The sequence below is a fragment of the Acinetobacter sp. YH12094 genome, assembly GCF_013419295.1.
Taxonomy (GTDB): Bacteria; Pseudomonadota; Gammaproteobacteria; order Pseudomonadales; family Moraxellaceae; genus Acinetobacter; species Acinetobacter amyesii.
The window spans coordinates 17,887-42,772 of the sequence record NZ_VPAK01000016.1 but is presented as its reverse complement, the minus strand read 5'-3'; the positions used below and the strand labels follow the sequence as shown (position 1 = coordinate 42,772).

17 protein-coding genes and 1 pseudogene are annotated in these 24,886 nt (G+C 41.4%); 8 read left to right on the top strand and 10 right to left on the bottom strand.

The window, feature by feature from the left end; genetic code table 11:
- Positions 1–40 precede the first annotated feature (40 nt).
- The 5 genes from putP to FTU34_RS12375 all read right to left on the bottom strand — a co-directional run bounded on the left by putP (position 41) and on the right by FTU34_RS12375 (position 4,813).
- Positions 41–1,531, bottom strand: a complete 1,491-nt coding sequence (gene putP / locus FTU34_RS12395) for a sodium/proline symporter PutP (RefSeq protein WP_111885594.1) — start codon at positions 1,529–1,531, stop codon at positions 41–43.
- A 211-nt stretch (positions 1,532–1,742) separates the two neighbouring features.
- Complete coding sequence (locus tag FTU34_RS12390; RefSeq protein ID WP_078189969.1) at positions 1,743–2,597, bottom strand: SPFH domain-containing protein; 855 nt, start codon at positions 2,595–2,597, stop codon at positions 1,743–1,745.
- A 16-nt stretch (positions 2,598–2,613) separates the two neighbouring features.
- Positions 2,614–3,093 (bottom strand): NfeD family protein, encoded by a 480-nt coding sequence (locus FTU34_RS12385; protein ID WP_078189968.1) that lies wholly within the window; start codon positions 3,091–3,093, stop codon positions 2,614–2,616.
- A 99-nt stretch (positions 3,094–3,192) separates the two neighbouring features.
- Positions 3,193–4,116 (bottom strand): patatin-like phospholipase family protein, encoded by a 924-nt coding sequence (locus FTU34_RS12380; protein WP_180035518.1) that lies wholly within the window; start codon positions 4,114–4,116, stop codon positions 3,193–3,195.
- Between the two features lie 61 nt (positions 4,117–4,177).
- Complete coding sequence (locus FTU34_RS12375) at positions 4,178–4,813, bottom strand: 1-acyl-sn-glycerol-3-phosphate acyltransferase (protein ID WP_180024073.1); 636 nt, start codon at positions 4,811–4,813, stop codon at positions 4,178–4,180.
- A gap of 169 nt (positions 4,814–4,982) precedes the next feature.
- Between FTU34_RS12375 and FTU34_RS12370 the strand changes: the two genes are divergently transcribed.
- The 5 genes from FTU34_RS12370 (at position 4,983) to FTU34_RS12350 (ending at position 11,350) form a co-directional block, all read left to right on the top strand.
- Positions 4,983–6,269 carry an MFS transporter gene (locus FTU34_RS12370; protein WP_180035519.1) on the top strand — a complete coding sequence of 429 codons (1,287 nt, stop codon included), beginning with the start codon at positions 4,983–4,985 and terminating at the stop codon, positions 6,267–6,269.
- A gap of 127 nt (positions 6,270–6,396) precedes the next feature.
- Positions 6,397–7,527, top strand: a complete 1,131-nt coding sequence (locus FTU34_RS12365; RefSeq protein WP_180035520.1) for a porin — start codon at positions 6,397–6,399, stop codon at positions 7,525–7,527.
- 140 nt (positions 7,528–7,667) lie between these two features.
- On the top strand, positions 7,668–9,338 hold the full coding sequence (locus tag FTU34_RS12360) for a phosphoethanolamine transferase (protein ID WP_180035521.1): 1,671 nt from the start codon (positions 7,668–7,670) through the stop codon (positions 9,336–9,338).
- Positions 9,339–9,342: 4 nt separating this feature from the next.
- Positions 9,343–10,011, top strand: coding sequence for a response regulator transcription factor (locus FTU34_RS12355; RefSeq protein ID WP_078189962.1), 669 nt, complete (start codon positions 9,343–9,345; stop codon positions 10,009–10,011).
- Positions 10,012–10,030: 19 nt separating this feature from the next.
- Entirely contained in the window at positions 10,031–11,350 is a 1,320-nt protein-coding gene (locus tag FTU34_RS12350) for an ATP-binding protein (RefSeq protein WP_180035522.1), read from the top strand.
- A 43-nt stretch (positions 11,351–11,393) separates the two neighbouring features.
- On the opposite strand, the gene FTU34_RS12345 is transcribed toward FTU34_RS12350, so the two are convergent.
- Entirely contained in the window at positions 11,394–12,101 is a 708-nt protein-coding gene (locus FTU34_RS12345) for a phosphatase PAP2 family protein (RefSeq protein WP_180035523.1), read from the bottom strand.
- 172 nt (positions 12,102–12,273) lie between these two features.
- Between FTU34_RS12345 and FTU34_RS12340 the strand changes: the two genes are divergently transcribed.
- The gene (locus FTU34_RS12340; RefSeq protein ID WP_180022306.1) at positions 12,274–12,972 is read left to right on the top strand and encodes an HAD family hydrolase; all 699 of its coding nucleotides are present in this window, start codon (positions 12,274–12,276) and stop codon (positions 12,970–12,972) included.
- A 75-nt stretch (positions 12,973–13,047) separates the two neighbouring features.
- Here FTU34_RS12340 and FTU34_RS12335 read toward each other — a convergent pair whose 3' ends face one another.
- The 3 genes and pseudogenes from FTU34_RS12335 to dhaK form a co-directional block, all read right to left on the bottom strand.
- Entirely contained in the window at positions 13,048–14,235 is a 1,188-nt protein-coding gene (locus FTU34_RS12335; protein ID WP_180035524.1) for an ammonium transporter, read from the bottom strand.
- Between the two features lie 599 nt (positions 14,236–14,834).
- Positions 14,835–15,512, bottom strand: a complete 678-nt coding sequence (locus FTU34_RS12330) for a DUF421 domain-containing protein (RefSeq protein ID WP_180035525.1) — start codon at positions 15,510–15,512, stop codon at positions 14,835–14,837.
- Between the two features lie 224 nt (positions 15,513–15,736).
- Positions 15,737–17,466 (bottom strand): annotated as a pseudogene (dhaK, locus tag FTU34_RS12325) (dihydroxyacetone kinase subunit DhaK).
- A 289-nt stretch (positions 17,467–17,755) separates the two neighbouring features.
- Here dhaK and FTU34_RS12320 point away from each other — a divergent pair.
- Positions 17,756–18,766: a hypothetical protein gene (locus FTU34_RS12320; RefSeq protein ID WP_160242927.1), complete on the top strand. Its 1,011-nt coding sequence runs from the start codon at positions 17,756–17,758 to the stop codon at positions 18,764–18,766.
- A gap of 219 nt (positions 18,767–18,985) precedes the next feature.
- Here FTU34_RS12320 and metH read toward each other — a convergent pair whose 3' ends face one another.
- Complete coding sequence (gene metH / locus FTU34_RS12315; protein WP_180035526.1) at positions 18,986–22,675, bottom strand: methionine synthase; 3,690 nt, start codon at positions 22,673–22,675, stop codon at positions 18,986–18,988.
- A gap of 480 nt (positions 22,676–23,155) precedes the next feature.
- On the opposite strand from metH, the gene FTU34_RS12310 reads away from it, so the two are divergent.
- The gene (locus FTU34_RS12310) at positions 23,156–24,775 is read left to right on the top strand and encodes an inorganic phosphate transporter (RefSeq protein ID WP_180035527.1); all 1,620 of its coding nucleotides are present in this window, start codon (positions 23,156–23,158) and stop codon (positions 24,773–24,775) included.
- Positions 24,776–24,886 lie beyond the last annotated feature (111 nt).

Sequence of the window (24,886 nt, the reverse complement as noted above, 5' to 3'; positions counted from 1 at the left end):
GATATTAAAACTTAGAAATTAAATTTAAGTGCTATTGGTCTTAAATACTTTCTTTATAGATACGATCTGCTTCTTCAAATTTTTCAGTGACTTCAGCAGATGGTGCTTTGCCCATTAAGCTCACAATGATGATTGCAATGAGTGAGCAGATGAAGCCCGGAATAATTTCATAAACGCCTGTATCACCCCAGAGGTTTTTCCATAGAATAACCATAACAGCACCAACCACCATACCTGCTAAAGCACCATTGAGTGTCATGCGTTTCCAGAACAATGACATGATAATCAGTGGGCCAAATGCAGCACCGAAGCCTGCCCATGCATATGCGACGAGACCAAGGACTTTAGAGTCAGGATTAGCCGCCATATAGATCGCTAGCAACGCAATCATTAACACCATGATACGGCCGACCCAAACCAATTCTTTTTGTGAAGCATTTTTGCGTAAGAATGATTTATAAAAGTCTTCAGTTAATGTACTTGAGCAGACTAAAAGCTGACAGCTGAGGGTACTCATGATTGCAGCTAAAATCGCAGCCAATACGATACCTGCCACCCATGGGTTAAATAGAATTTTAGTCAATTCCATAAAGACCGTTTCAGGGTTTGCTGTAACGACACTTGACAGTTCTGGATGCTGTTGGAAATAAGCAATACCGAAGAAGCCTGCTGCAACTGCGCCACCGAGGCAGAGCGTCATCCATGTCATACCAATACGGCGTGCATTGGGAATCGATTTAACAGAATCAGCTGCCATGAAGCGGACTAAGATATGCGGTTGACCAAAATAGCCTAAGCCCCATGCCAATAAAGACATGATTGCGACAAAACTTAAGTCAGCAAATACATTCATCGCTTGAGGGCGTGCCGCTTCTAGTGCCAGAGTGAACTGGCTTAAATCAGAGAATGACAACATGACCACGATAGGGGTAAGTAGCAAGGCAAAAATCATAAAGCCCGCTTGAATGGTATCGGTCCAACTGACAGCAAGGAAGCCACCAATAAACACATAGCTCACCGTTGCAATGGCACTGATCCAAAGCGCAGTGCTATACGACATACCAAACATACTTTCAAATAATCGAGCGCCTGCAACCATGCCTGAAGCACAGTAAATTGCGAAGAAAATCAAAATAATCACCGCAGACACGATACGTAAGATTTTCTTTTGATCGTTAAAACGATTTGAGAAATAGTCAGGTAGGGTCAAGGCATTATTTTGAACTTCGGTATGTACACGAAGACGACCTGCCACAAGTAACCAGTTGAGCCAAGCACCAATGATCAGACCAATTGCAATCCACATTTCAGATAAACCTGAAAGGTAAATCGCCCCCGGAAGACCCATGAGCAACCAACCACTCATATCTGATGCACCTGCAGAAAGGGCAGTGACAAAGCTCCCTAATCGGCGGCCACCTAAAATGTAGTCAGAAAAGTTACTGGTCGCACGGTATGCAAGTAAACCGATCACGACCATGGCGACAATATAAAAGAGAAAGGTAATTAGGGTGGGATTCAGGGAGCTCATACGGTATCCGCTTTGGCGTTGGACAATTGCGTTTAATTAGGGGACTCGATGGGATTTGCCTAAGCCAAGTAGGTGAAATCGAACGATAGGTCCTAAAACGTCAAAAAAATAACGTGAAATTTAAACATAAATTCACAAACTTTGCCTTCTTTTTTGTTTTGGGCATAAAAATGGGCCGTATGTCACGACCCATTTTTATTAATGTGAAGATTTAGTTATTACGTCCCATCACACCACGAATCGTATTCAGTACATCCGCAGGTAATACCACAGTTTTGGCATTATTAGATTTAGCCATATCTTGCATGGCTTTAACGTATTGTTCACCCAGTAAGTACGCAACTGGAATTTCTTTATCGCCGACGGCTGAACTCACCATTTCAATTGCACGCTGAGAAGATTCTGCCAGTACCACTTGAGCTTCTGCATCCCGACGAGAGGCTTCCAAACGACCATCCGCTTCTAAAATAGCCGCTTGTTTTTCACCGTCTGCCTTGGTCACTGTCGCACGACGTTGACGTTCAGCGGCCGCTTGCTCTTCCATCGCAGCTTGCATGGTATGAGAAGGTTTAATATCTTGAATTTCTACAGTTTTAAGCGTAATACCCCAGTCAGAGATATCATCAGAAATAGCAGCTTTAAGTTTAGCCTTAATATGATCACGCGATGATAGTGCATCATCGAGGTCCATTTCACCAACAATAGACCGCAAAGAGGTTTGAACTAAGTTTTGAATCGCCCATGTGTAGTTTTCAATACCATAAACTGCTTTTTCAGGCGTGGTTAAGTTGATATAAGCCACAGCATTCATCAGCAGTACCGCATTGTCACGTGTGATCACTTCCTGAGAGGGAATATCTAACACGATATCTTTGGTTGTGACTTTATAAGCCACTTCATCGACATACGGAATCACAAAGTTCAGTCCCGGATTGAGCGTGGTATGGTATTTACCTAAACGCTGAACAATCCATTTATAACCTTGGGGAACAATACGGACACCTTTAAAAATGGTGACGGCTACAAAAACTAAGAGCGCTAAAAAAACAATAGAAACACCAGACATGTCATTTCTCACTTATTTATGGATTGTCAGTGGGGTGGTTGCTGCTGTGCAGTTGGACGACTAAATCATTGCCTAAAATATCGGTCACGCGAACACGATCACCGACTTGAAGTGCATCTTGGGTACGGCAATGCCATTCGTCTGAACCTAAAACAGGCATCGGGAAGCGAACTTTAACGCTGCCATGATTGAGCTGGGTTTGAATCACCATACCCACTTGGCCAATCGTCGCTTCACGCGACAGACCTGCTTTGGTTTTATCAATGGATAAAGGCTTAATAAATTTGAACCACAAAAATGTGCAAAGCACGGCAAAAATAATCCAAACCACAATTTGGACATTAAAGTCCATGGATGGAAAGATCCAATATAAGATCCCAACCAAAATTGCAGAAACGCCAAACCATAGCGCAGCAAAAGACGGCAAAATCAGTTCAAAAAGCATCAAAGCGACGCCCAATACAAACCAGTGCCAAGGTTCTAAAATAAATTCCATACATCTACTCTTATATAAGGGTGAATTGATATAGATGAACCAGTATCTATATCAATGTAGCAGATGTATAACTCAATGAATATAAAAAAAATCGTTGAATTATATTTTCGCTTTTGGTGCTGGTTTAAAGGCCGCAGGGGACTGTTTAAAGTTATCGATCGCCTTAATAATGCTATTCACTTTGAGCTGTGCGGCTTTTTCACCTTCTAAAATCGTCGCATTGCTCGACTTCAAATCGAGTGTGCCGATATGTCCCACTTTAGGTTGAATCACGAAATTGGCATTTTTCAGTTCTTCATTAATACTTTGTTGTCCCATGATGTTAATGGTTTGATCGAGTAAACCAAACATGCTTACGGCTTTGCTACCATCAGGACGCGCAGAGATATCAACTGCAATCACGATATCTGCACCCATATCACGTGCGGTTTTCACTGGAATTGGGCTGACTAAGCCACCATCGACATATTTCACCCCTGCAATGGTTGCAGGTACAAATACATTCGGAATGCTGCACGATGCACGTACCGCTTGGCCGGCATTACCACGGTTAAATTCAGTTTTACTGCCATTATCCAAACGGGTGGCTACAGCAGCAAAGCGCTTTGGAAACTGTTCAATTGATTTATTGCCGACGTTTTTATTGACAAAGTCTTGCAATTTTTGCCCTTGAATAATGCCTTGGCTATTTAAGGTTAAGTCACGAATATCAGACTCTTTAAAGTTCAGGGCCAATTGCTGCATTTGATAAGGCGTTTTACCGCTGGCGTACAAGCTGCCAACAAAACTACCCGCACTGGTCCCAGTCACAATTTTAGGTTTAATACCATGTGACTCGAGTACTTTAAGCACGCCAATATGAGCAAAACCTTTGGCACCGCCACCACCGAGCGCAATCGCGATCACCGGTTCACGTGCTTTGGCTGGTGTAGGTGTCGTGGTCGCAGGTGTTTTGGTTGCAGAATCACAGCCAGTGAGTGCCAATACAAAGAGGCTAGGAGTCAGGTAATGCAAAAGTTTCATGTGTGAAATCTGATTGTTAAATATACAAAGTGCACATCACATCAAAAAAATAGCCATTTGACTAGGGCTTTTTCCAGTGCTTTTGTAACGGCAAGGCCAACCATTCGGGATTTTTCGGGGAAAATTTTCCATCATAAATCTTCAAAATTTTTTCGAGATCAGTTTCAAAATCTCCACTGGGTTCAAAAACACCCAAGCAATGAATGGTTTTCTTTGCATAATCAAAGCTAAACATCACAATTGGTATCTGTGCTTCATAGGCAATATAGTAAAAACCACTGCGGATTTTATCGGCTTTTTTTCGTGTTCCCTCAGGTGCCATTCCAATCCAAATTTGATCTGTCGCTTGGACAATCTCAGCAATTTCACGCGTCAGTCCATGTGGATTTTCACGCTGCACAGGGATCACGCCGACCCAATCCAAAAGTGGTTTTAAAGGAGTATCGAAAAGGGTGTTTTTACCAAAAATGGTTATTTTTATCCCGATTCCAAGCAAGGCAAGAAAACCATGCCATGCATCTATATTAGACGTATGCGGAGAAATGATCGCTACAGCTTTGGCAAGGTTGGGAAATTCGCCGTCAAATTTCCATCCTTGTGCCAAAAAAAGTGTTTTAAATATTGCGCGGCTCAGGGGGGAGCCGCGTGATGGAACTTGATCGGGCAAAACTGGAAATAATTGAGTCTTTTGATTCATTGCATATTCTTATATAGGTGAAATCCATTTTTGATGTGATGCACATTTAAAAGTACGGCATCAGCATTGACCTTTATCTTAGGTTGATGATTTTTTTAGATCATTGGCAAAATAGCCGTATTTTGACTACTCTAAATGTAACTTCAGCGCACTCAACATTTAGGAACTTATGATCCAGCTTCGTCAGCTCAATCTTTTACTGTTTTCTTTATATTGGGCGCAAGGGTTACCTGTCGGTTTTATGACGCATGCTTTACCAGTGATTTTAAGAGCGCAAGGTGTGTCTTTGGCACATATAGGTGGCTTTGGATTACTCATGCTGCCATGGTCGATCAAAGTTTTTTGGGCACCGTGGATTGATCGACATGGTTCAAGGTCCAAAGGGCACTATCGGAGTTGGATTATTCCAATGCAGTTGTTGTCCGTGGTGGTCTTGGTCTTCCTGTCATTTTTGCCGATCCAAAGTTTGAATGAACCAATGTATTTGCTGCTGTTTTTTGTGGCTTTACTCAGTATGAATTTGGTCGGTGCAACTCAAGATGTCGCAACCGATGGCTTGGCTGTCAATATTTTAAAAACTGACCAACAGCACTGGGGCAATACCTTTCAGGTGATTGGTTCAAGACTCGGCTTTATCGTGGGTGGTGGCGCTGTCCTTTGGGCCTTGGATTGGTTGGATTGGCAAGCCACCTTTCTGTTTTTAGCGGCATTGGTGTTCATCAATACGATTCCTATTTTTATCTATCGAGAACCTTCAAAGCCACCACTCAACATAAAATCTAGTCCAGAGAATGATAACAACCATAAACATAATTCAGGCTTGTTCTACGCTATACGCCAGTATTTGACTTATTTTACCCAAACTAAAACCCTCACACTGTGGTTGATGATCTTATTGAGTTTTAAGCTTGCAGATGGTCTGGCAGGTCCACTACTTAAGCCACTGATGGTCGATTTAGGATTGAGTTTTAGTCAAATCGGTCTATATGTCACCATGCTGGGTGCGGTGGCTGCTTTAATTGGGGCAGGGCTTGCAGGTCTTAGCTTGAAGTATATTTCTCGGGCACAGGCCTTGGTTTTCTATTCAGTATTGAAAATATTCAGTTTATTGACCTATGCATGGTTGGCTTTGCAGTTCGAGGCAAAACGGCAGGTTCATGAATGGCTGATCTATGGGATTAATGCTGCCGAAGATATGATTTCAGCCATGCTGCTCGTGATCATGCTGACTTTGGTGATGCAATATAGTCGTAAAGCATTTGCAGCAACGGACTTTACATTTCAGGTTGCCATTATGGCGACGGTGAGTGGAGGGCTGTATAGCATCAGTGGCATAGTGGCCGATCAGTTGGGGTATAGCACTTATTTAGTTTGGATCACAGGTTTGGCTGCATTGAGCTTAGTCCCGATTCTATTTTGGGGAAAAGCATCAAAAAATGACCAAAATCACTTCTAAATCATGATTTTGGTTGTTTTTTATCAGCTAAAGCACTAAAAGAGCAATGCAAATATTATTTTAATAATTTTGTAATATGTTTCGCGTGTGTAATATCTGTTACAAAATAATTTAAGGAAAATCTTTGATGAAAACTAAGTTAGCAGCGGCTATCGCATTGAGCCTTTTGGCTGGGTCAACCTTTGCAGCACCAACCTTCTACGGTGAAATTGATGCATCTGTTGATTATTTACCTGAAGATAATAAAACGGGTGTTTCAGACAAAGATGTCGTTGAAATCAGTTCAAACAGTTCTTTCTTGGGTTTAAAGGGCGATGAAAAACTGACTGACCGTTTAAGCGCAGTTTATGCAATTGAATGGGCATTTAACTCAGACGGCGAAGGCGATGACTGGTCTAAGCGTAACCGCTTCGTTGGTTTGAAAGATGCGAAACTTGGTACATTGAAAGTCGGTGCACACGATACACCATTAAAACAATTGTCTAGTCCGGTTGATACATTCAACAACTACGTGGGTAACCGTGCTGATGTTACAGGCATCATGACGGGTGAAAACCGTGTAGATAACGTTGTTGTCTATGAATCACCAGCTTTTAAAATTGCTGAAGGTGCAATTAAAGTTAATGCATTGCTTGCAACAGGTGAGTCTTCAGGAATCAAGAGTGATAAAGGAGTAGTAAAAACTGCAGGTCGTGGTCTTGGCGATGCTTGGTCGGCGTCTGTTGTCTATGACAGCCCCGTTGTTGTCGCAGGTTTAGCCTATGACAAAGCCATTCCATCGAACTTTGGTGGTGTAGGGATCTTAAATGCTCAAACTCCTGAAGTTACAGGTACCAAAGTTTTTGCTGCCGCAAATACCGTTCGTGCGATTGGTCGTGTAAATCTTAAGGGTGGTTTGGCACTGAAAGCTTTATATCAAACGTCTGAAGTAGAAAAAACACCATATTCAAGCAAAGAAGACACAAACACGAATGCAGAGAATGCAGCAAATATTGATGATGCTCAAGGTTGGTTAGTCGGTGCAGAATACAATCTACCTTCTGCAAAAGCTTGGACAGTAAAAGCACAATATAGTCAAAATACTACGACCTATAAAGTGGGTGATGATTACGAAGCTCAGCAACTCATTGCAGGTGCAGATTATGCATTTAGCAAACAAGTGAAAGCTTATGGTTATGCAGGTTACTTAGCACTTGAACAAGGTCCAGATGAAAGCAAACAACCCGTATTGGGTACAGGTCTAGAATTTAAATTCTAAGACCTTGATTTAAGTTGTTCAAAAGGCGATGTTTTACATCGCCTTTTTTTATTTTTCTTGCTTGGTTTTGATCAGTTTTAAGTGATTTTTAAGTTTGAATTTTTAGATTAGGGCATCAAAGATCAATAATTGATGCCAATATGCTTCAGGTCATAGCTAAAATACAGCAAAAAATTTCAAGACTCAGTTTAAGTCAATTTAACCTCGTGCTTGCCTTATGGCTTGGGGTGGTTTTGAACCTCGCGTTTTATCAGCAAATCCAGCAGCTCACACCTTATACGGGTGTGAAGGCCGGACTATTTTTGGCGGCAACCGTACTGGTGGTGGTGGCACTTTATAATGTGCTGATGCAACTCCTGCAATGGCGATGGAATTCAAAACTTTTGGCGAGTGTTTTGCTGATCATTGGTGGCTTGAGTGCTTATTTCGTCAATAGTTTAGGCGTGACCATTACATCTGACCAAGTGCAGAACATGATGCAAACAGATGTAAAGGAAGTGCAGGATTTAATCTCGCCACAATTTTTTATCTGGGTCTTTGGACTGGTTATTTTGCCAGTGCTATTGATCTGGCTTTTGCCACTGCATAAAGAAGCCCTAAGCACGGTCGTAGCCAAAAAGGGTCTACATATAGTGCTATCGCTCATCCTTTTGGGTGCTTTGCTGTTTGTTTATTTTGTCGATTATGCTGCGATCTTTCGTGAGCATCGTGACTTAAAAGGCATGCTCTCACCACAAAACAGTATTGCTTCGACATTTTCCTATTATCACAAAAAAGCACCGAAACAGAATTTGCCATTGCTGAACTATGGTGAAGATGCACATATGGTTGAAAACGTAAGCGCCAAAAGCTTACCAAAATTGATGGTCTTAGTGGTTGGTGAAACTGCGCGCGCGGAAAGTTTTTCACTCAATGGCTATGCTAAAAATACCAATCCTGAACTCAGTCAGCAAAATATTATCAATTTTAGCCAAGTCAGTTCATGTGGCACCGCAACCGCTGTGTCTGTTCCTTGTATGTTCTCGGGTATGTCGAGAACCGAATATGACGAACAGCTTGCAAGTCATCGCGAAGGTTTACTCGATATTGCACAGCGTGCAGGCTATAAGGTGACGTGGCTAGATAATAATTCAGGCTGTAAGGGCACATGTACACGTGTTGAAAAATATGAATTTCCTGAAGCACTGAAGAAAAAGTGGTGTGATGCCGATGGCGAATGTCATGATGAAATCTTAGTGGATGGTTTGAAGGCATATTTGGCTTCGATTCCCAAAGCAGATCAAACTCCCCGTTTAATTGTGTTACACCAAATGGGCAGTCATGGCCCTGCCTATTTCAAACGAAGTACCACAGCGTTTCAAAAATTTAAGCCAACATGTAATAGCAATGCCATACAGGGATGTAGCTCGACAGAATTAATAAATAGTTATGACAACAGTATTGTCTATACTGACCATGTGCTGAGTGAATTGATTAACACCTTAAAATTGACTAACAACTATCAAACAGGACTGTGGTATTTGTCCGATCATGGTGAGTCGACAGGTGAACATGGCTTATATTTACACGGTTCTCCATACGCAATTGCACCGTCACAGCAAACCCATGTACCGATGTTGATGTGGTTTTCACCGGCGTGGCAAAAAAATAATTCAGCGCAATATACTTGTTTAATGGCACAAAAAAGCCAAAAATTAAGTCAGGATAATCTATTTCCATCGCTATTGAGTTTGCTCGATGTGCAGACTCAAGTGATTGATGAAAAAAACAATATGTTGCAACAATGTACTTCAGTACAGCGCAGGACTTAAGCCCATGCACAAAATACTTATTATTGAAGATGATTTCATGATTGCCGAATCGACTAAAACCTTGTTGAACTATCAACAGTTTGAAGTCGAGTGGGTGAATAATGGTATCGATGGCTTAAAGCTCATAATGCAAGGGGGGATTGATATCGTCTTGCTAGATCTGGGTTTGCCGATGATGGATGGTATGCAAGTCCTGAAACAAATTCGTCAAATGCAGCCCAAATTGCCGGTATTAATCATCTCGGCACGTGATCAATTACAAAATCGTGTAGATGGATTAAACCATGGGGCAGATGACTATCTGATTAAGCCATATGAGTTTGATGAATTACTTGCACGGATTCATGCGCTTCTTCGACGCACAGGGCTGAGTTCAGTCGAAGCACCACAGAAAATTTTAAAACATGGTGAATTGATTTTAGATATTGAGCAGCATCTTGCACGCTATAAGGGTCAATATGTCGATTTATCTAACCGTGAATGGGCCATATTGATTCCATTGGTGACACATCCGAATAAGATTTTTTCTAAAGCCAATTTAGAAGATAAGCTTTACGATTTTGATAGTGATATCAGCAGTAATACTATTGAAGTGTATGTGCATCATCTCAGAACAAAATTAGACAAAGATTTTATTCGCACCATTCGTGGTTTAGGTTATCGACTCGGTTAAGGCAAAGGAATTATCAACCATGCACCAGCCTTATTCTCTGAAAAAGAGACTAATTATTTATGTGTCTGTTTTCAGTATGCTTTTGGGCTGTCTTTTGGTGTTTTCAGCATATCGAATTGCGCTTGAAGAAATTAATGAAATTTTAGATGCGCAAATGCAAAATTTGGCGGAACGTGTTGCAGAGCATGATCCGCAGCCCATTCGCAGTGAATTTGATCAACATAAGCATTATCACGAAGAAGATTTATTTGTTGATGTGTGGACCTATCAATCCAATGCACATCAAACCCATCAATTAAAATTATTGGTCGCGCCTCAGCCCAAAGCCGGTTTTTATACCCACAGTACCCAACAGGATGAGTGGCATACCTATATTTTGCCACTCACAGATCGGCAAATTCAGGTCAGTCAGCAAGAATCGGTACGACAGCATCTTGCAGCAGAATTGGCCAGTAGTATGTTTATTCCCTATTTGGTTTTTATACCTTTTGCATTAATCGCTTTGGGATGGTTGATTCAACGCAGCTTAAACCCACTGGAAAAATTTAAAAAAGAACTGGCAAAAAGGGATGCCTTTGAACTTTCTCCAATCTCTCAAATGCCGTATCCAGAGGAAATTGCACCAACCATTATTGAAATGAACCAGTTGTTTGAACGAATTTCGTTGTCGCAGCAGGAACAGCGCCAGTTTATTGCTGACGCAGCGCATGAGTTACGGACCCCGATTACCGCACTGAATTTGCAAATGCAGATTTTGCTACAAAAATTTCCACAAGATGACGCTCTACAAAATTTGAGTAAAGGTTTAATTCGTATTCAGCATTTGGTCAGTCAATTATTGAGTTTGGCAAAACAAGACGCCTCGGTCTTTGAACTTGAGCGCAAACAACATTTTGATCTTAAGCAAGTCGCAACCAATTGTGTCGAGCAACTGGTACATTTGGCCATGCAAAAAGATATTGACCTTGGCATGGAGCAACAACAGAGCATAGCCTTATATAGTCTTGAGCCTACGGTACATTCAATCATTTTTAATTTGATTGATAACGCCATCAAATATACCCCTGCACAGGGCGTGATAAATGTCTCTGTCTTTGAACATGCGGGGCAGGCGGTTGTACAGGTTGAAGATAGTGGGCCTGGCATCGACCCAGCTTTATATGAGCAAATTCGAAAACGCTTTTATCGAATTTATAATCATGAAGAAATTGGAAGTGGTTTAGGGCTAGCGATCGTGGATAAAGCCGCAAAACATATCGGTGCGGAATTGGAGTTTTCTAAAAGTGAAACATTGGGCGGTCTGAAAGTGAGTTTACAGATCCCATTTAGTGAATCATGAGTGACTCAATCATTTTCAGATCAAGATTAATTCAGGGACTTAATTAGATCCATGTAACAGCTTTGCTCTTTTGCTGCATAGTTATTGCATTGAAATGGCGAGAAAACAATAGATACATGACACAATTAAATGCCCAAATGATCCATGCGGTCCAAAGGTTATGACTCAGAAAATGCGCACCCCGCATCATTTGCGCCCAGCCAAAAGCAAAGCCTAAAATCAGCCCAGCACATAAAAAGAAATAGGCACGGGCAGGTCGATGTATTCGATAAACAAAATATCCCGTAATTAAGGCAAAACCAGTCGCAGCATGGCCACCGGGGAAGCAGTGTCCTTGGCGTGCTGAAAAATCCCAAGAAAAGCCTTGGGCTGTGGCGACAGTCATATTCCAAGGGCAGGCATGCGCAGATTGTGATTTGAGCAACCCAATGATTGCCGTGCTGAGTAGAGCCACCACGATAAAATAGCCAAATTCAAACTTACGTGCTTTCAGATGCGGATATTTAAAACTGCATATCCACGCTGCGATATAGAGAACATAAACGCCTATAACGATATTCTTGATATAGCGATGGTTCAGCACAGCAAGTGCCCAATCATTACGATGAGGAAAACCACCATGTAGGTCGACCCAAGGCTGAATAAAAGCTTGGTCGAGCGAACCACCGACGGGGAAAACATAAAGGAGGCCAACCAAACTGAGTGTGAGCAGCAGCGCTTGTCGTAATAAAAAGGAACGGTTCGAGAGCATAAGTCGTGTGATGTGCTGAAATTATTTTGTTTGAATGCTGCTATTTGAAACCACGAAGCTTAAATCAGACTTAATCGGCTATGTGAACTGTATCGATATCGATAGCGAAGAAGGTGCATAAAGCAAAACGGGCATTGTGTTAAAGTTTTTGAAAACTCAGTAATAAAGATTTATGAGCATACGTGCAGTCCTTTTTGATTTAGATAATACTTTGACTCATCGAGATCACAGCGTTCAGGCCTATACGCAGTATTTAGCCGAGTCTTATCAGTCGACGCTGGTGGAGGTAGACCTTGTACAGATTAAACGTATTATTAATCGTATAGATAATGGGGGATATCCGAAAAAAGAACTCCTTACTCATCCGAGTATTGGGGCATCTGTCGCTTATGCTCTACAAACGGAGCTGGATTGGATACATCAACCCGATTTTGATGAGCTCACACAATTTTGGTTTCAGCACTTTGGTCAGTTCGCCGTGGCGATGCCGGGAGCATTGACCTTGCTGCAGCAACTAAAACAGCAGCAGTATAAACTGGCGGTGGTGTCGAATGGTGGACATGCCACACGCCTGAATATTTTGAATGGACTAGGTTTTGCATCGTATTTTGATCAGATCATCAGCTCGGAAAGTGCAGGCATCAGTAAGCCCAAAGTTGAAATATTTCAGTACAGTTGTCGTGAGTTGGGCGTGACGGAAACCGAGTGTTTATTTATTGGTGATCATCCTGTCAATGATATTTACGGTGCGAGCCAAGCAGGGATGTCTGCTGTATTGCTTGAAGGCTTTCATACTTTAAGTGCTGAACAACAGCACAGCATTCCGAATAAAATTCAGCATTTGGATCAGGTCTTAGATTTTCTAAAATAAGGTGATTTAAACTCAAGCTTTAAGCGAAGTTTAGGGTAAAAAAAGCGGCATAAATGCCGCTTTAGATTGTGTTGTTTAGAACATGTTTTCTTCAGAGTTTGCCGAAATACGGTGAATACTTAAGTCTGCACCACGGAATTCTTCTTCTTGATCTAGGCGAATGCCCATCGTTACTTTGAGTAGACCATAAATGATGAATCCACCAGCCAATGCAATCACGATCGCGAGCAGCGTACCGATACATTGAGAGATCATTGAAATACCGCCTAAACCGCCCAACCATTTTTGTCCAAATACACCCACTGCAATACCACCGAAAGCACCACAAACACCGTGTAGTGGCCATACGCCAAGTACATCATCGACTTTGAGTTTGTTTTGAGTGTATGTAAATAGTTTGACAAAGATCAGACCTGCGATAGCGCCGATAATTAACGCACCGACAGGATGAACTACATCTGAGCCTGCACAGATTGCAACCAAACCTGCTAAGGGACCGTTATGTAAGAAACCGGGGTCATTTTTACCCATAAAGTTTGCTGCAAGCGTGCCGCCCACCATTGCCATGAGAGAGTTAATTGCAACCAGTCCTGAAATGGCATCTAAACGTTGCGCACTCATCACGTTAAAGCCAAACCAGCCGACGATTAAAATCCAAGAACCTAAGGCAAGGAATGGAATACTTGAAGGGGGGTGAGCGCTGATACGACCGTCTTTTTTATAGCGCCCATGACGTGCGCCAAGTAAAAGTACTGCAGCTAAAGCGATCCAACCGCCCATCGCATGTACCACGACCGAACCTGCAAAGTCATGAAAGGCTGCGCCAAATGTAGGTTCTAACCAAGCTTGTAATCCAAAATTACCATTCCATGCCATGCCTTCAAAGAATGGATAGACCAAAGCGACCAATAATAATGTGGCAATCGCTTGAGTCCGCATTTTTGCACGTTCAGCAATACCACCAGAAATAATCGCTGGAATGGCTGCGGCAAAAGTCAGCAGGAAGAAACAACGCATTAAGTTGTAGCCATGATCGGCTGCTAAAGTGTCCCCAATATGAAAAAAGTGCTGACCATAAGAGATGTAATAACCCACAAAAAAGTATGCAATTGCGGAAATAGAAAAGTCAGTCAAAATTTTACTCAGCGCATTGACCTGATTTTTATGTCGTACTGTACCCAATTCTAAAAATGCAAAGCCAGCATGCATGGCAAGAACCAAGACTGCACCAAGAAGGAGAAAGAGGAGATCTATATTTTGCATAAGGTGTTCCAGTTTAGTGCGCTAGTTCACGAAAAGAAGTTCAGTATATCGAGCGGAATAATTTCGAAAAGAGGAGTGAGCGAGGGAAATTTTGATTAAAAAAACTAAAAAATGTAGAAGACTCGATATAAAGCAAAGACTTGCATGAGTATGACAACAATGCACTAAAATAGTGCAATGGTGATTTGCAATGACAAAATTAAATGAATGATTATTAAGTGAAAAACTATGTTTTTAGAATCTATTTAAAAAATGAAAAACAAATTGCGCCATTTCTGAGTTAATTCAGGGCAATTCATTATTTTGTATTTTTATCTGATTGATAGATGTTAGCGCGATAATGGAACTGAAAATTGACGAATGATACATTTTTGGGAGTCTGTCTGAGCATCTTGTAGTCTTCAAAAGATGAAAGCTGGATGGCTTGCCTGAACTGAAATAATGCACATATATTAACCAATGAAATCTCTGCTGCTGCACTTTTAGATGGCGAAAAACATTCAAGGGTGGGTCTGTGGTGATGGTCGTTGGATCTTACTGTATTTGATGAAGTGTTAAATTTAAACGGTACAGAATTTTAAAATTTAAGCCTTGAATGCTTAAGCTAAACGCTGTGTATTAATCGCTTCAGCCCAGTCACAACATCCGCAGCGCGGGCAGACATCCTGAGCACCGTGAATGTACATGGTTTTGCCACAATGCGTACAGGCATACAGCTGATGCATTTTGATATCTCGAACCGCTTTATAGGGTTTCGGAAATAGTGGCAGTCCATAACGCACTTGTTCAGGTGGATAAAACAAAATACTAAATTTTCCATCACTTTCTAATAAACCAACTCGAACTTGTCCAAGATGCTCCACATTTTGCTGACGCATTTCAGAGAAGAATTCATCATGTGACATTTTACCTTGTTTAATCTTTTCTAAAACCAATTCACCATCTTCCACAATGTAGAGGGCTTTGCCTTCAATTAAATCTTCAAAGGGTTGGTATTTCATCATGAGCCAAGTGATTACGCGGTATAAACCAATCACCACCGTCATCACAATGAGCGCTTGCAAGAGAGGGAGTTCCTCCTCAAACATCGGGTCGCCTGCAATAGAACCCAAAGCAAGGAGGATGGCAACTTCAAAGATGGATAACTGACGCACGCCGCGTTTGCCCGTTAGGCGTAAGAATACGATGATTAAAACGAACATAATGACGCTACGCAAAATCACTTCGGCAGCAAAGGTCCATGTGGTGTCATGGATGAAAATTTGAGCGAAATCCATGTCTCATCCTTTTTTATCGTTATATGTTTTAACTTAGCAAAGCGCTGGGCGATAAAGCAGCTCAATTGTGTTAATTTTTAAGCACTATTCGAAAAAGGATTTCATGCTAAAGGTATTGTATGAATGAGGTATTTGATGAAAAAAAGTGCTTTAAAATAGCCATAAAAAAAGCACCGACGAATCGATGCTTTTGATGTGGTCTGGCAATTTTTAAAGATGTTCAGTTATTTAATATGTTCTGCAATATCCGTAAAGATTACACCTAAACCATGTGCGCCAGCATCTGGATAGCCAAGACTACGGTCGCCTACAGTTCCCGCACGTCCCATACGCGCCACGATTTCTTTGGTCTTTTCAGCACCTTGAACCGCCGCTTTTGCACCAAGTACAAAGTTTTCTTTAAAGGTTTTATCTGTATGGGCAGACCAAGAATCTGCGCATGGCACAAGTGCATCAATCAGGGTTTTATCACCCACCACTGCACCACGTCCAAATGAACGTTCACCTGTGGTTTGAATGCCTTTGACCGCTGCTTGTAGCATCTCGGCAAAATCAGCGACAGTTAAAACTGATTTGCCTTGAATTGATTTCGCTGCTGCACGGAATGCTGAACCCCAGATTGGGCCAGACGCGCCACCACAATGTTCCATAATGATCATTGAGCAGTTCAGCATGAATTCATCCATCTGCTGCGCTTGAATCAGACTTTGCCATTCACGTTTTAATTGCTTAAAGCCTTTCGCCACGCTCATACCGAAGTCGCCATCACCTGCATGCGCGTCCAGCTCACAGAATAGCACTTCATTTCTAATGATACAGGCAGACATCACATCCACCACATAACGCATGTTTTCGATGGTGAATTGTCATTGCTAATCACCGCATGTTCAGGCTGTGTTTCAACTTGGGTATTTACCACAGCTTCGGTGGCAGCATCTTTAGTTGCGAAAGTTAAAGGTTGTGCTGCTGAACCATCCATTTTAAATGCAGGGGTGTTGGCTGCTGCATCGAGGTAAGTTTTCAATTCATCATCGACAGCAAGCAAGGACACAGATGCACCATTCATGTCGATACTGGTCATATAGTTGCCGACAAATGTGCGGTAAATTTTGATGCCTTTACGTGCAAGGTGTTCGCATACATCATGGTTAAAGACATACAACTCTTGCAGCGGTGTGCTACCAAAACCATTGACCAAGATTGCAACTTCTTTCATGTCTGGGCGGTCAAGGAACAGGTCATCCACGATGCGCTGTGCCATTTTTTTAGATGGCAAGATTTTTTCACGACGGATGCCGGGTTCACCGTGAATGCCGACGCCATATTCCATTTCGTCATCAGCCAAAGTAAACGTTGGCGTGCCTTTGGCTGGAACAGTACATGAGCTATAAGCAAAACCAAGGCTAATGACGTTGTCCGCAGCTTTTTGAGCAATCGCTTTTACGTCTGCAAGTTCTAAGCCTTTTGATGCTGCTGCGCCTGCAATCTTATGTACAAATACTGTGCCTGCAACACCACGACGACCTACTGTATATAGGCTGTCTTTAACCGCAATGTCATCTGCCACTTTTACATAGTCAACTTTAATGCCGTCTTTAGTTGCAAGGGCTGCGCCATTCTGGAAATTCATCATATCGCCAGAATAGTTTTTGATGATCATCAGCACGCCTTTGTCAGTTGCGACTTGCTGTAAGGCTTTATAGACCTGAATTTGCGATGGAGATGCAAATACATCACCACATACGGCAGCGTCTAACATGCCTGTACCGACAAAGCCTGCATGGGCAGGTTCGTGACCGCTACCACCACCACTGATAAGTGCCACGTTATTGTGCTTTTCTTTGCGTGAAATGATTTTGTGCGACTCGTTAAATGCGAGTTCTGGATGGGCAAGAACAAAGCCTTTGCACATTTCAATTACGATGTTTTCTGCACCGTTCATGAGTTTTTTCATGGATGTACCAATCTGTATTTATAGGGGAGAATGTAAAAAAGTTTATTATTATCGAAAAACATAATGTTTGCTGACATAAAAGTGTAAAAAAGGGCGGTTTTAGATGAAGAGGCTTTGTTGCATAAATATGTAAGCATCTGATTTAAATAAATTTAATTTTGGATCAAAAAATAATCAAAACTTTTAAAATCATATAGTTATGAAATCTTTGTGCAACAAAGCCCATTGAAGGTGTTAACTTAGTTGTAATTTTTAACTTTATTCTTTAACTTAATAACAGTAGGGCATTATGGAAAGCATAAGAATATGTAGTTTATTTGAAATGGAGAACATTCCTCAGGGTTCTGATAAGCTAAAAATTGATGAGAAGGATATTTTATTTTTTAGAAATGAATTAAAGTGTTTTGATTTTTATCAGAATATAGACAAAGGCAGAGTAAGTTGGAGTTTGATTTTTTTTAAAGGTGAAGAATATGAGACTAAATATAATATTTCTTTTTTCGAAACTCAATTTAGTAAATTAATTACTAAAGAACAGTATGAAGATAAAAAAAAATCGTTAGGTCAAAAGTTACCTTTTGCTACGTTGGTTTATTGTGATATTGATGGTTTAAAAGAAGAAAATTTGATCAAAAATTCAATAAGATTAAAGGGAGGTAAATCTTCAATTAGGAGAGAAGATTTCTTAGATTTTAGAAATGCAAAAATATTTATTGAGCCTAAAAATATTATGTATGTGAATGAGGTAGGATATAATGCTGATCAAAATTTTCAAAGGTTTATTTTATTGTATGCTCTGAGTCAAGCTTATATAAAAGTGATAAATGATCTTTCTGAAAATCTTAGAGGTATTAGTTTAACTACTAGTCAAGATAGAATGAGAGCACTTGTAAAGAATGTAGCATTATTTAACGCAAAATATTTTTTTATAAAACCTATATCTGATGGTAGTGTTGAGTTAAATGCCTATTGGTCTAAAATTATTGAAAAATATGATTTATTAAATAGAAATAATGAGTTGATTAATCAGATTAAATTTCTTCATGAAATAATTGAAATTGAAAATATTAGTGAGCAAGAAAAAATAAGGGATTTAAATAGGAAAACAGATGAATTTAGAGTTTATTTATTAGCACTATTAGGGGTCGCAGCAACACTTGCCAGTATGCCAGGATTAGTGGAAATATTTATATTAAAATTGAATTCTATGTTTACATACGTTCTTATTTCTTATGCTATATTAATTTTCGGAATAACTATTATTTCATATGCTTTATCGAAGTTAATTTTTAAAAAGTAGACTTCTTGCGTTAGTCAAATTTTAAGCAGTGAAAAGCTATATTTTATAAGGTTTTAGCCAATTCAAAAATTAGATGAAACTATACTTTCGCAAGAGGTCTAGTATATATAAGAAAAATCCCCTCAAATGAGGGGATTTTTTTTGTATTCGATACGAATGGATTCTTCATCCTGAGCAAGATTTAAAGCACTGCTTTAAATCTTGTGTAAGAAAGGGGGATTAAACAATCGAATCATCCAAATTTGGCGCTAACCAACGTTTCGCTTCATCCAGTGTCCAACCTTTACGCTGCGCATAATCTTCAAGCTGGTCGCCTGCGATTTTACCCACGTTAAAGTACTGGCTTTCAGGGTTTGCATAGTAGAAACCGCTGACAGATGAAGGCGGCCACATTGCAAAGCTAGAAGTCAATTGCGTACCAATTTTATCGGTAGAACCTAACCAATCAAACAATGGCGCTTTTTCTGAATGCTCAGGGCAAGCAGGGTAGCCCGGTGCAGGACGGATGCCCACATACTTCTCTTTAATCAATTCTTCATTGCTTAAGGTTTCAGACGCTTGGTTACCCCAGAACTCTTTACGGATGCGCTCATGCAAATGCTCCGCAAACGCTTCCGCAAAACGGTCACCTAAAGATTGCGCAAGAATTGCAGAGTAGTCATCGCCTTTAGTTTTGTACTCATTGGCCATTTCTTCTGCACCAAAGATCGATACAGTGAAACCGCCCAAGTAGTCTTCTGCGACACCTTTAGGCGCAATAAAGTCCGCTAATGACAAGTTTGGTTTACCTGTCACTTTATCAGACTGTTGACGAATGTGATGGAAGGTATGCGTAACCGATTGACCATCTTCGCTATACACTTCAACCGAATCCGCTGCTGAACGGTTTGCAGGGTAAATACCAAAGACAGCGCGTGCATCAAAACGTTTGTTATCAATGATGTCTTTCAGCATGGTCTGCGCTTGTTCATACAAGTCAGTGGCTGCTTCACCCACCACTTCATCCTTCAGGATTGCAGGGAATTTACCTGCCAAACTCCAAGAAATGAAGAACGGTGTCCAGTCAAAGTACTCAACTAATGTTTCCAATGGATAATTGGTCAGCGTTTGCGTACCAATAAAGTTTGGCTTCACAGGCGCATTGGCTGCAAAGTCAATTTTTAAACCATTTTCAACCGATTCAGCATAAGTCAGTTTAGCTGCTTTCGGCTGTTTGTTAGCAATACGCTCACGGACTTTTTCATATTCAGCACGGGTTTCTGCTACAAACTTTGGCTTCATTTCCTTAGAAAGTAAAGTTGTTGCTACACCCACCGCACGAGATGCATCGGCAACATAAATGACTGCATCGTTTGAATATTGTGGATCAATTTTCACTGCCGTATGCGCTTTAGAAGTGGTTGCACCGCCAATCATCAATGGAACATTAAAGCCTTTGCGCTGCATTTCTTTCGCAACAAAAACCATTTCATCCAGTGACGGCGTAATCAGGCCAGACAGGCCAATGATATCGACTTTTTCATCAATCGCAGTTTGTAAAATCTTCTCGCAAGGCACCATCACGCCAAGGTCGATGATGTCATAGCCGTTACAGCCTAACACCACGCCTACGATATTTTTACCGATGTCATGCACATCGCCCTTAACAGTCGCCATCAGGACTTTACCCTTAGATTGGCCAGCTGTTTTTTCCGCTTCAATGAATGGGTTGAGCCAAGCTACGGCTTGCTTCATGACACGTGCAGATTTCACGACTTGCGGCAGGAACATTTTGCCTGAACCGAACAAATCACCTACCACGTTCATGCCGTCCATGAGTGGGCCTTCAATTACATCTAAAGGACGTGTAGCTTTCAGACGTGCTTCTTCAGTATCTTCATCAATGAATGTGGTGATGCCTTTAACCAAAGCGTGTTCAAGACGTTTTTCAACTGGAAGTTCACGCCATTCCAAGTTTTCAACTTGTTTTTGTGCAGCGCCTTGACCACGGTATTTCTCAGCAACTTCAAGCAGCTTTTCAGTCGCGTCATGCTGACTTTCACCTTGGTTTTGGTTCAAGATCACATCTTCAACCGCAGCTTTCAGTTCAGCATCAATATCATCATAAATCGCCATTTGACCTGCGTTGACGATACCCATAGTCATGCCTTGCTGAATGGCATGGTATAAGAAAACTGAGTGAATCGCTTCACGTACAGGCTCGTTACCGCGGAAAGAGAACGATACGTTAGACACACCGCCAGAAATCATGGCATGCGGCAAGTTTTGCTTAATCCAGCCAGTCGCTTCAATGAAGTCCACAGCATAGTTATTGTGTTCTTCAATACCAGTTGCCACGGCAAACACGTTCGGGTCAAAAATGATGTCTTCAGCAGGGAAGCCAACTTCATTCACTAACACGTCATAAGAGCGCTTACAGATTTCTTTTTTACGTGCAGCAGTATCTGCCTGACCTTGTTCATCAAATGCCATCACAATCACAGCTGCACCGTACTGACGGCACAAACGTGCTTTGTGTACAAACTCGTCATAACCTTCTTTCAAAGAAATCGAGTTAACAACCGCTTTACCTTGTACACATTTTAAGCCTGCTTCAATGATTTCCCATTTAGATGAGTCAATCATGATCGGCACACGTGAAATTTCAGGTTCAGATGCTACAAGATTCAGGAAGTGCACCATTGCGCCTTCTGAATCCAGCATGCCTTCATCCATGTTGATATCGATAATCTGCGCGCCAGCTTCAACTTGCTGCTGTGCAACTTCTAAAGCTTCGGCAAAGTTTTCTTCACGGATTAAGCGTAGGAATTTTTTAGAACCTGTAACGTTGGTACGTTCACCGACGTTCACAAACAGCGAATCTTCTGTAATGTTGAACGGCTCTAAACCGCTGAGACGGCAAGCGGGTTTGGTTTCTGGCACTTGGCGCGGCGCAATGTCTTTTACGGCATTGGCAATAGCACGGATGTGATCCGGCGTTGTACCGCAGCAGCCGCCAGTGATGTTAATCAAGCCACTTTCTGCAAATTCTTTAATAAAGGCAGCTGTTTCTTCAGGGGTTTCATCATAACCGCCGAAGGCATTTGGTAAGCCAGCGTTCGGATGCGCCGAAACAAAAGTATCAGCAACGTCAGCAATGGTTTTTACATGCGGACGCATGGCATCTGCACCTAGGGCACAGTTAAAGCCAATCGACAATAAATCACCATGACGCACAGAGTTCCAGAACGCTTCAGCAGTTTGGCCAGTTAAAGTTCGGCCAGAGGCATCGGTAATCGTGCCTGAAATCATCAATGGCAATTCGTAGCCAATTTGGTTGAAGACTTCTTTCACTGCAAAAATGGCAGCTTTACAGTTTAAGGTATCGAATACTGTTTCAATTAAAAGAATGTCTGCACCGCCTTCAATCAGGGCATGCGCAGCTTCAATATAGTTTTCTTTTAACTCATCAAAAGTAATGTTACGAAATGCTGGGTCATTTACATTTGGCGAGATCGAGCAAGTACGTGAAGTCGGGCCAAGCACACCTGCTACAAAACGCGGTTTTTCAGGCGTTGAGTATTTTTCACAAGCGGCTTTGGCAATACGCGCTGCTTCACGGTTGATCTCTGATACCAAATCTTCCATGTGGTAGTCAGACATTGAAACTTTAGTGCCGTTAAAGCTGTTGGTTTCAATGATGTCTGCGCCAGCATCGAGGTAGGCTTCATGAATGCCTTGAATAATTTGCGGCTGAGTCAACACCAATAGGTCATTATTGCCTTTGAGGTCAGATGCCCAATCTGCAAAACGCTCACCACGGTAGTCAGCCTCTTCGAGTTTATGACGCTGAATCATGGTGCCCATTGCACCGTCGATAATCAGAATCCGTTGAGCGAGCAGCTCTTTTAGGGTGGCAAGCGTGGACATAAATAACCCCAATCCGATGGAATATAAAATCGGCAAATATATTAACAGAATTCATTGCAGTTTTATTGATATTCAATCATCTTCACAGCGCGCAATTATTAGCTTGTTGAATTAATGAGCAATATTGCAACTTGCTAATTTCATATTCCAATTTCATATAAATGTATGGAAAGCTTCATGAATTTGTCATATTGCTCAGGCAAGATTAAAAAACATCCAGCAGGGCTATGCAATATGACAAAAAAACATGACAGATGAAATATAAGCTGAAACATTGGGTTTCAAAGAAAATAAAGTTTAAATATGAAGCTTAAATAACTGATTTACTTTATGAAAGTAGAGTGTGGAAGTCGGTTTTTAACACTTAAAAAAAACAAATAAAGCATGAAAAATTGCTTTATATGACACCGCTTTGTCATATAATTGTCATAATTAAATTGAACAATATGGGGATTTTAAAATCCTCTATTCCCTGCCTGCATGAATTCTAAACAAACTCCCGTAGATTCAGCGCACACGTCGACTCCTCAAAAGTCCACGAATGTTCATGTGCCTACACCGAAATTCTTTATGCCGGTATTTTTGACGGTGATTATTTCAACGTTGATTTATATTGGTTTTCAGGTGACTGCCGATTTAGCGCATGTTCCGCCTTTAAGTCTTTATTCAATGATTTTATTGGGCACAGCCTTATTCATCGCACTTGGCTTTGAATTTGTAAATGGTTTCCATGACACTGCAAATGCAGTAGCAACAGTGATTTATACCAACGCCTTGTCAGCACCGGTTGCGGTAATGTGGGCGGGTTTCTGTAACTTCCTAGGCGTAATGGTTGCCAGTGGTGCAGTCGCTTACGGCATTATTGCCTTGTTACCTGTTGAATTGATTATGAATGTCGGTTCAGGTGCTGGCTTTGCCATGGTTTTCGCTATGTTGATCGCAGCGATTTTGTGGAATTTAGGGACTTGGTTCTTGGGCATCCCAGCGTCTAGTTCGCATACTTTGATTGGTTCTATTCTTGGCGTTGGCATCATGAACTACCTGTTAAATGCAGGCGGTGGTGCGAGCGGTGTAGATATGGAGCAGGTGCTTAAAGTCGGTAAGGCGTTATTGTTCTCTCCACTGATTGGTTTTGCATTTGCAGCACTCGTTTTCTTGTTGGTGAAGCGTATTTTCCGCAAACAGCTAGAATTGTTTCAGCCACCAGAAGGCAATAAGCCGCCACCACCACTGATTCGTGCAATTTTGATCTTTACCTGTACAGGTGTAAGTTTTGCGCACGGTTCAAATGATGGTCAAAAAGGTATGGGGCTGATCATGCTGATTTTGATCGGATGTGTGCCATTGGCTTATTCATTGAATAAGAACTTAGATAATCAACATATTCAATCTTTCCATCAGTTATCTGCTCAAACTGCGACTGCGATCTACGCAGAGCATAAGGATATTCCTGATGCACAAGCGCGTGATGTACTCACCAAATACATTCAAACCAAAGAAGTCAGCCCAGAAGTTGTGCCAGCTTTAGCAAGTTTGACCGATCATTTAGGTGAGCGTGTTGCACAGTATGGCGACTTAAAAGATATTCCTGAACAAGAAGTATCTTCGATTCGTAATGACATGTACTTAAGTACTACTGCTTTTAAACGTCTAGATAAAGCTGAGCAACTACCAGCAATGGCAGAAGCTGAACAAAAGACAGTGAAGGAATATCGTAGTCACTTAGATTCGTTCTTACAGTACATTCCAACATGGGTGAAAGTCGCTGTTGCATTGGCACTGGGTCTTGGAACCATGGTGGGTTGGAAACGTATTGTTGTGACTGTCGGTGAACGTATTGGTAAAAACCACATGACCTATGGTCAGGGCATGTCTGCCGAGCTTGTTGCTATGTCAACGATTGCTGCTGCGGATGGTTTTGGTATGCCAGTATCGACTACACACGTACTTAACTCTGCGGTTGCAGGTACCATGGTTGCGAATAAGTCAGGTTTGAACTTTGCAACAGTGAAGACCATTCTATCGGCTTGGGTCTTCACTTTACCTGCAACGATCTGTCTATCAGGTTGCTTGTACTGGTTATTCTTGAAAGTGTTCTAAGCAACTCAAATTCCAGATATAAAAAACGCTGCTTCGGCAGCGTTTTTTTATGGCTTTATCTCAGACATCACCGATTTGAATGGGATGGCTGAGCTGAAATGGAATAGTCAA

Excerpts from the sequence above, each read along its gene's own strand:
- putP (WP_111885594.1), bottom strand. The coding sequence starts at position 1,531 with ATGAGCTCCCTGAATCCCACCCTAATTACCTTTCTCTTTTATATTGTC.
- FTU34_RS12390 (WP_078189969.1), bottom strand. The coding sequence starts at position 2,597 with ATGTCTGGTGTTTCTATTGTTTTTTTAGCGCTCTTAGTTTTTGTAGCC.
- FTU34_RS12385 (WP_078189968.1), bottom strand. The coding sequence starts at position 3,093 with ATGGAATTTATTTTAGAACCTTGGCACTGGTTTGTATTGGGCGTCGCT.
- FTU34_RS12380 (WP_180035518.1), bottom strand. The coding sequence starts at position 4,116 with ATGAAACTTTTGCATTACCTGACTCCTAGCCTCTTTGTATTGGCACTC.
- FTU34_RS12375 (WP_180024073.1), bottom strand. The coding sequence starts at position 4,813 with ATGAATCAAAAGACTCAATTATTTCCAGTTTTGCCCGATCAAGTTCCA.
- FTU34_RS12370 (WP_180035519.1), top strand. The coding sequence starts at position 4,983 with ATGATCCAGCTTCGTCAGCTCAATCTTTTACTGTTTTCTTTATATTGG.
- FTU34_RS12365 (WP_180035520.1), top strand. The coding sequence starts at position 6,397 with ATGAAAACTAAGTTAGCAGCGGCTATCGCATTGAGCCTTTTGGCTGGG.
- FTU34_RS12360 (WP_180035521.1), top strand. The coding sequence starts at position 7,668 with ATGCTTCAGGTCATAGCTAAAATACAGCAAAAAATTTCAAGACTCAGT.
- FTU34_RS12355 (WP_078189962.1), top strand. The coding sequence starts at position 9,343 with ATGCACAAAATACTTATTATTGAAGATGATTTCATGATTGCCGAATCG.
- FTU34_RS12350 (WP_180035522.1), top strand. The coding sequence starts at position 10,031 with ATGCACCAGCCTTATTCTCTGAAAAAGAGACTAATTATTTATGTGTCT.
- FTU34_RS12345 (WP_180035523.1), bottom strand. The coding sequence starts at position 12,101 with ATGCTCTCGAACCGTTCCTTTTTATTACGACAAGCGCTGCTGCTCACA.
- FTU34_RS12340 (WP_180022306.1), top strand. The coding sequence starts at position 12,274 with ATGAGCATACGTGCAGTCCTTTTTGATTTAGATAATACTTTGACTCAT.
- FTU34_RS12335 (WP_180035524.1), bottom strand. The coding sequence starts at position 14,235 with ATGCAAAATATAGATCTCCTCTTTCTCCTTCTTGGTGCAGTCTTGGTT.
- FTU34_RS12330 (WP_180035525.1), bottom strand. The coding sequence starts at position 15,512 with ATGGATTTCGCTCAAATTTTCATCCATGACACCACATGGACCTTTGCT.
- FTU34_RS12320 (WP_160242927.1), top strand. The coding sequence starts at position 17,756 with ATGGAAAGCATAAGAATATGTAGTTTATTTGAAATGGAGAACATTCCT.
- metH (WP_180035526.1), bottom strand. The coding sequence starts at position 22,675 with ATGTCCACGCTTGCCACCCTAAAAGAGCTGCTCGCTCAACGGATTCTG.
- FTU34_RS12310 (WP_180035527.1), top strand. The coding sequence starts at position 23,156 with ATGAATTCTAAACAAACTCCCGTAGATTCAGCGCACACGTCGACTCCT.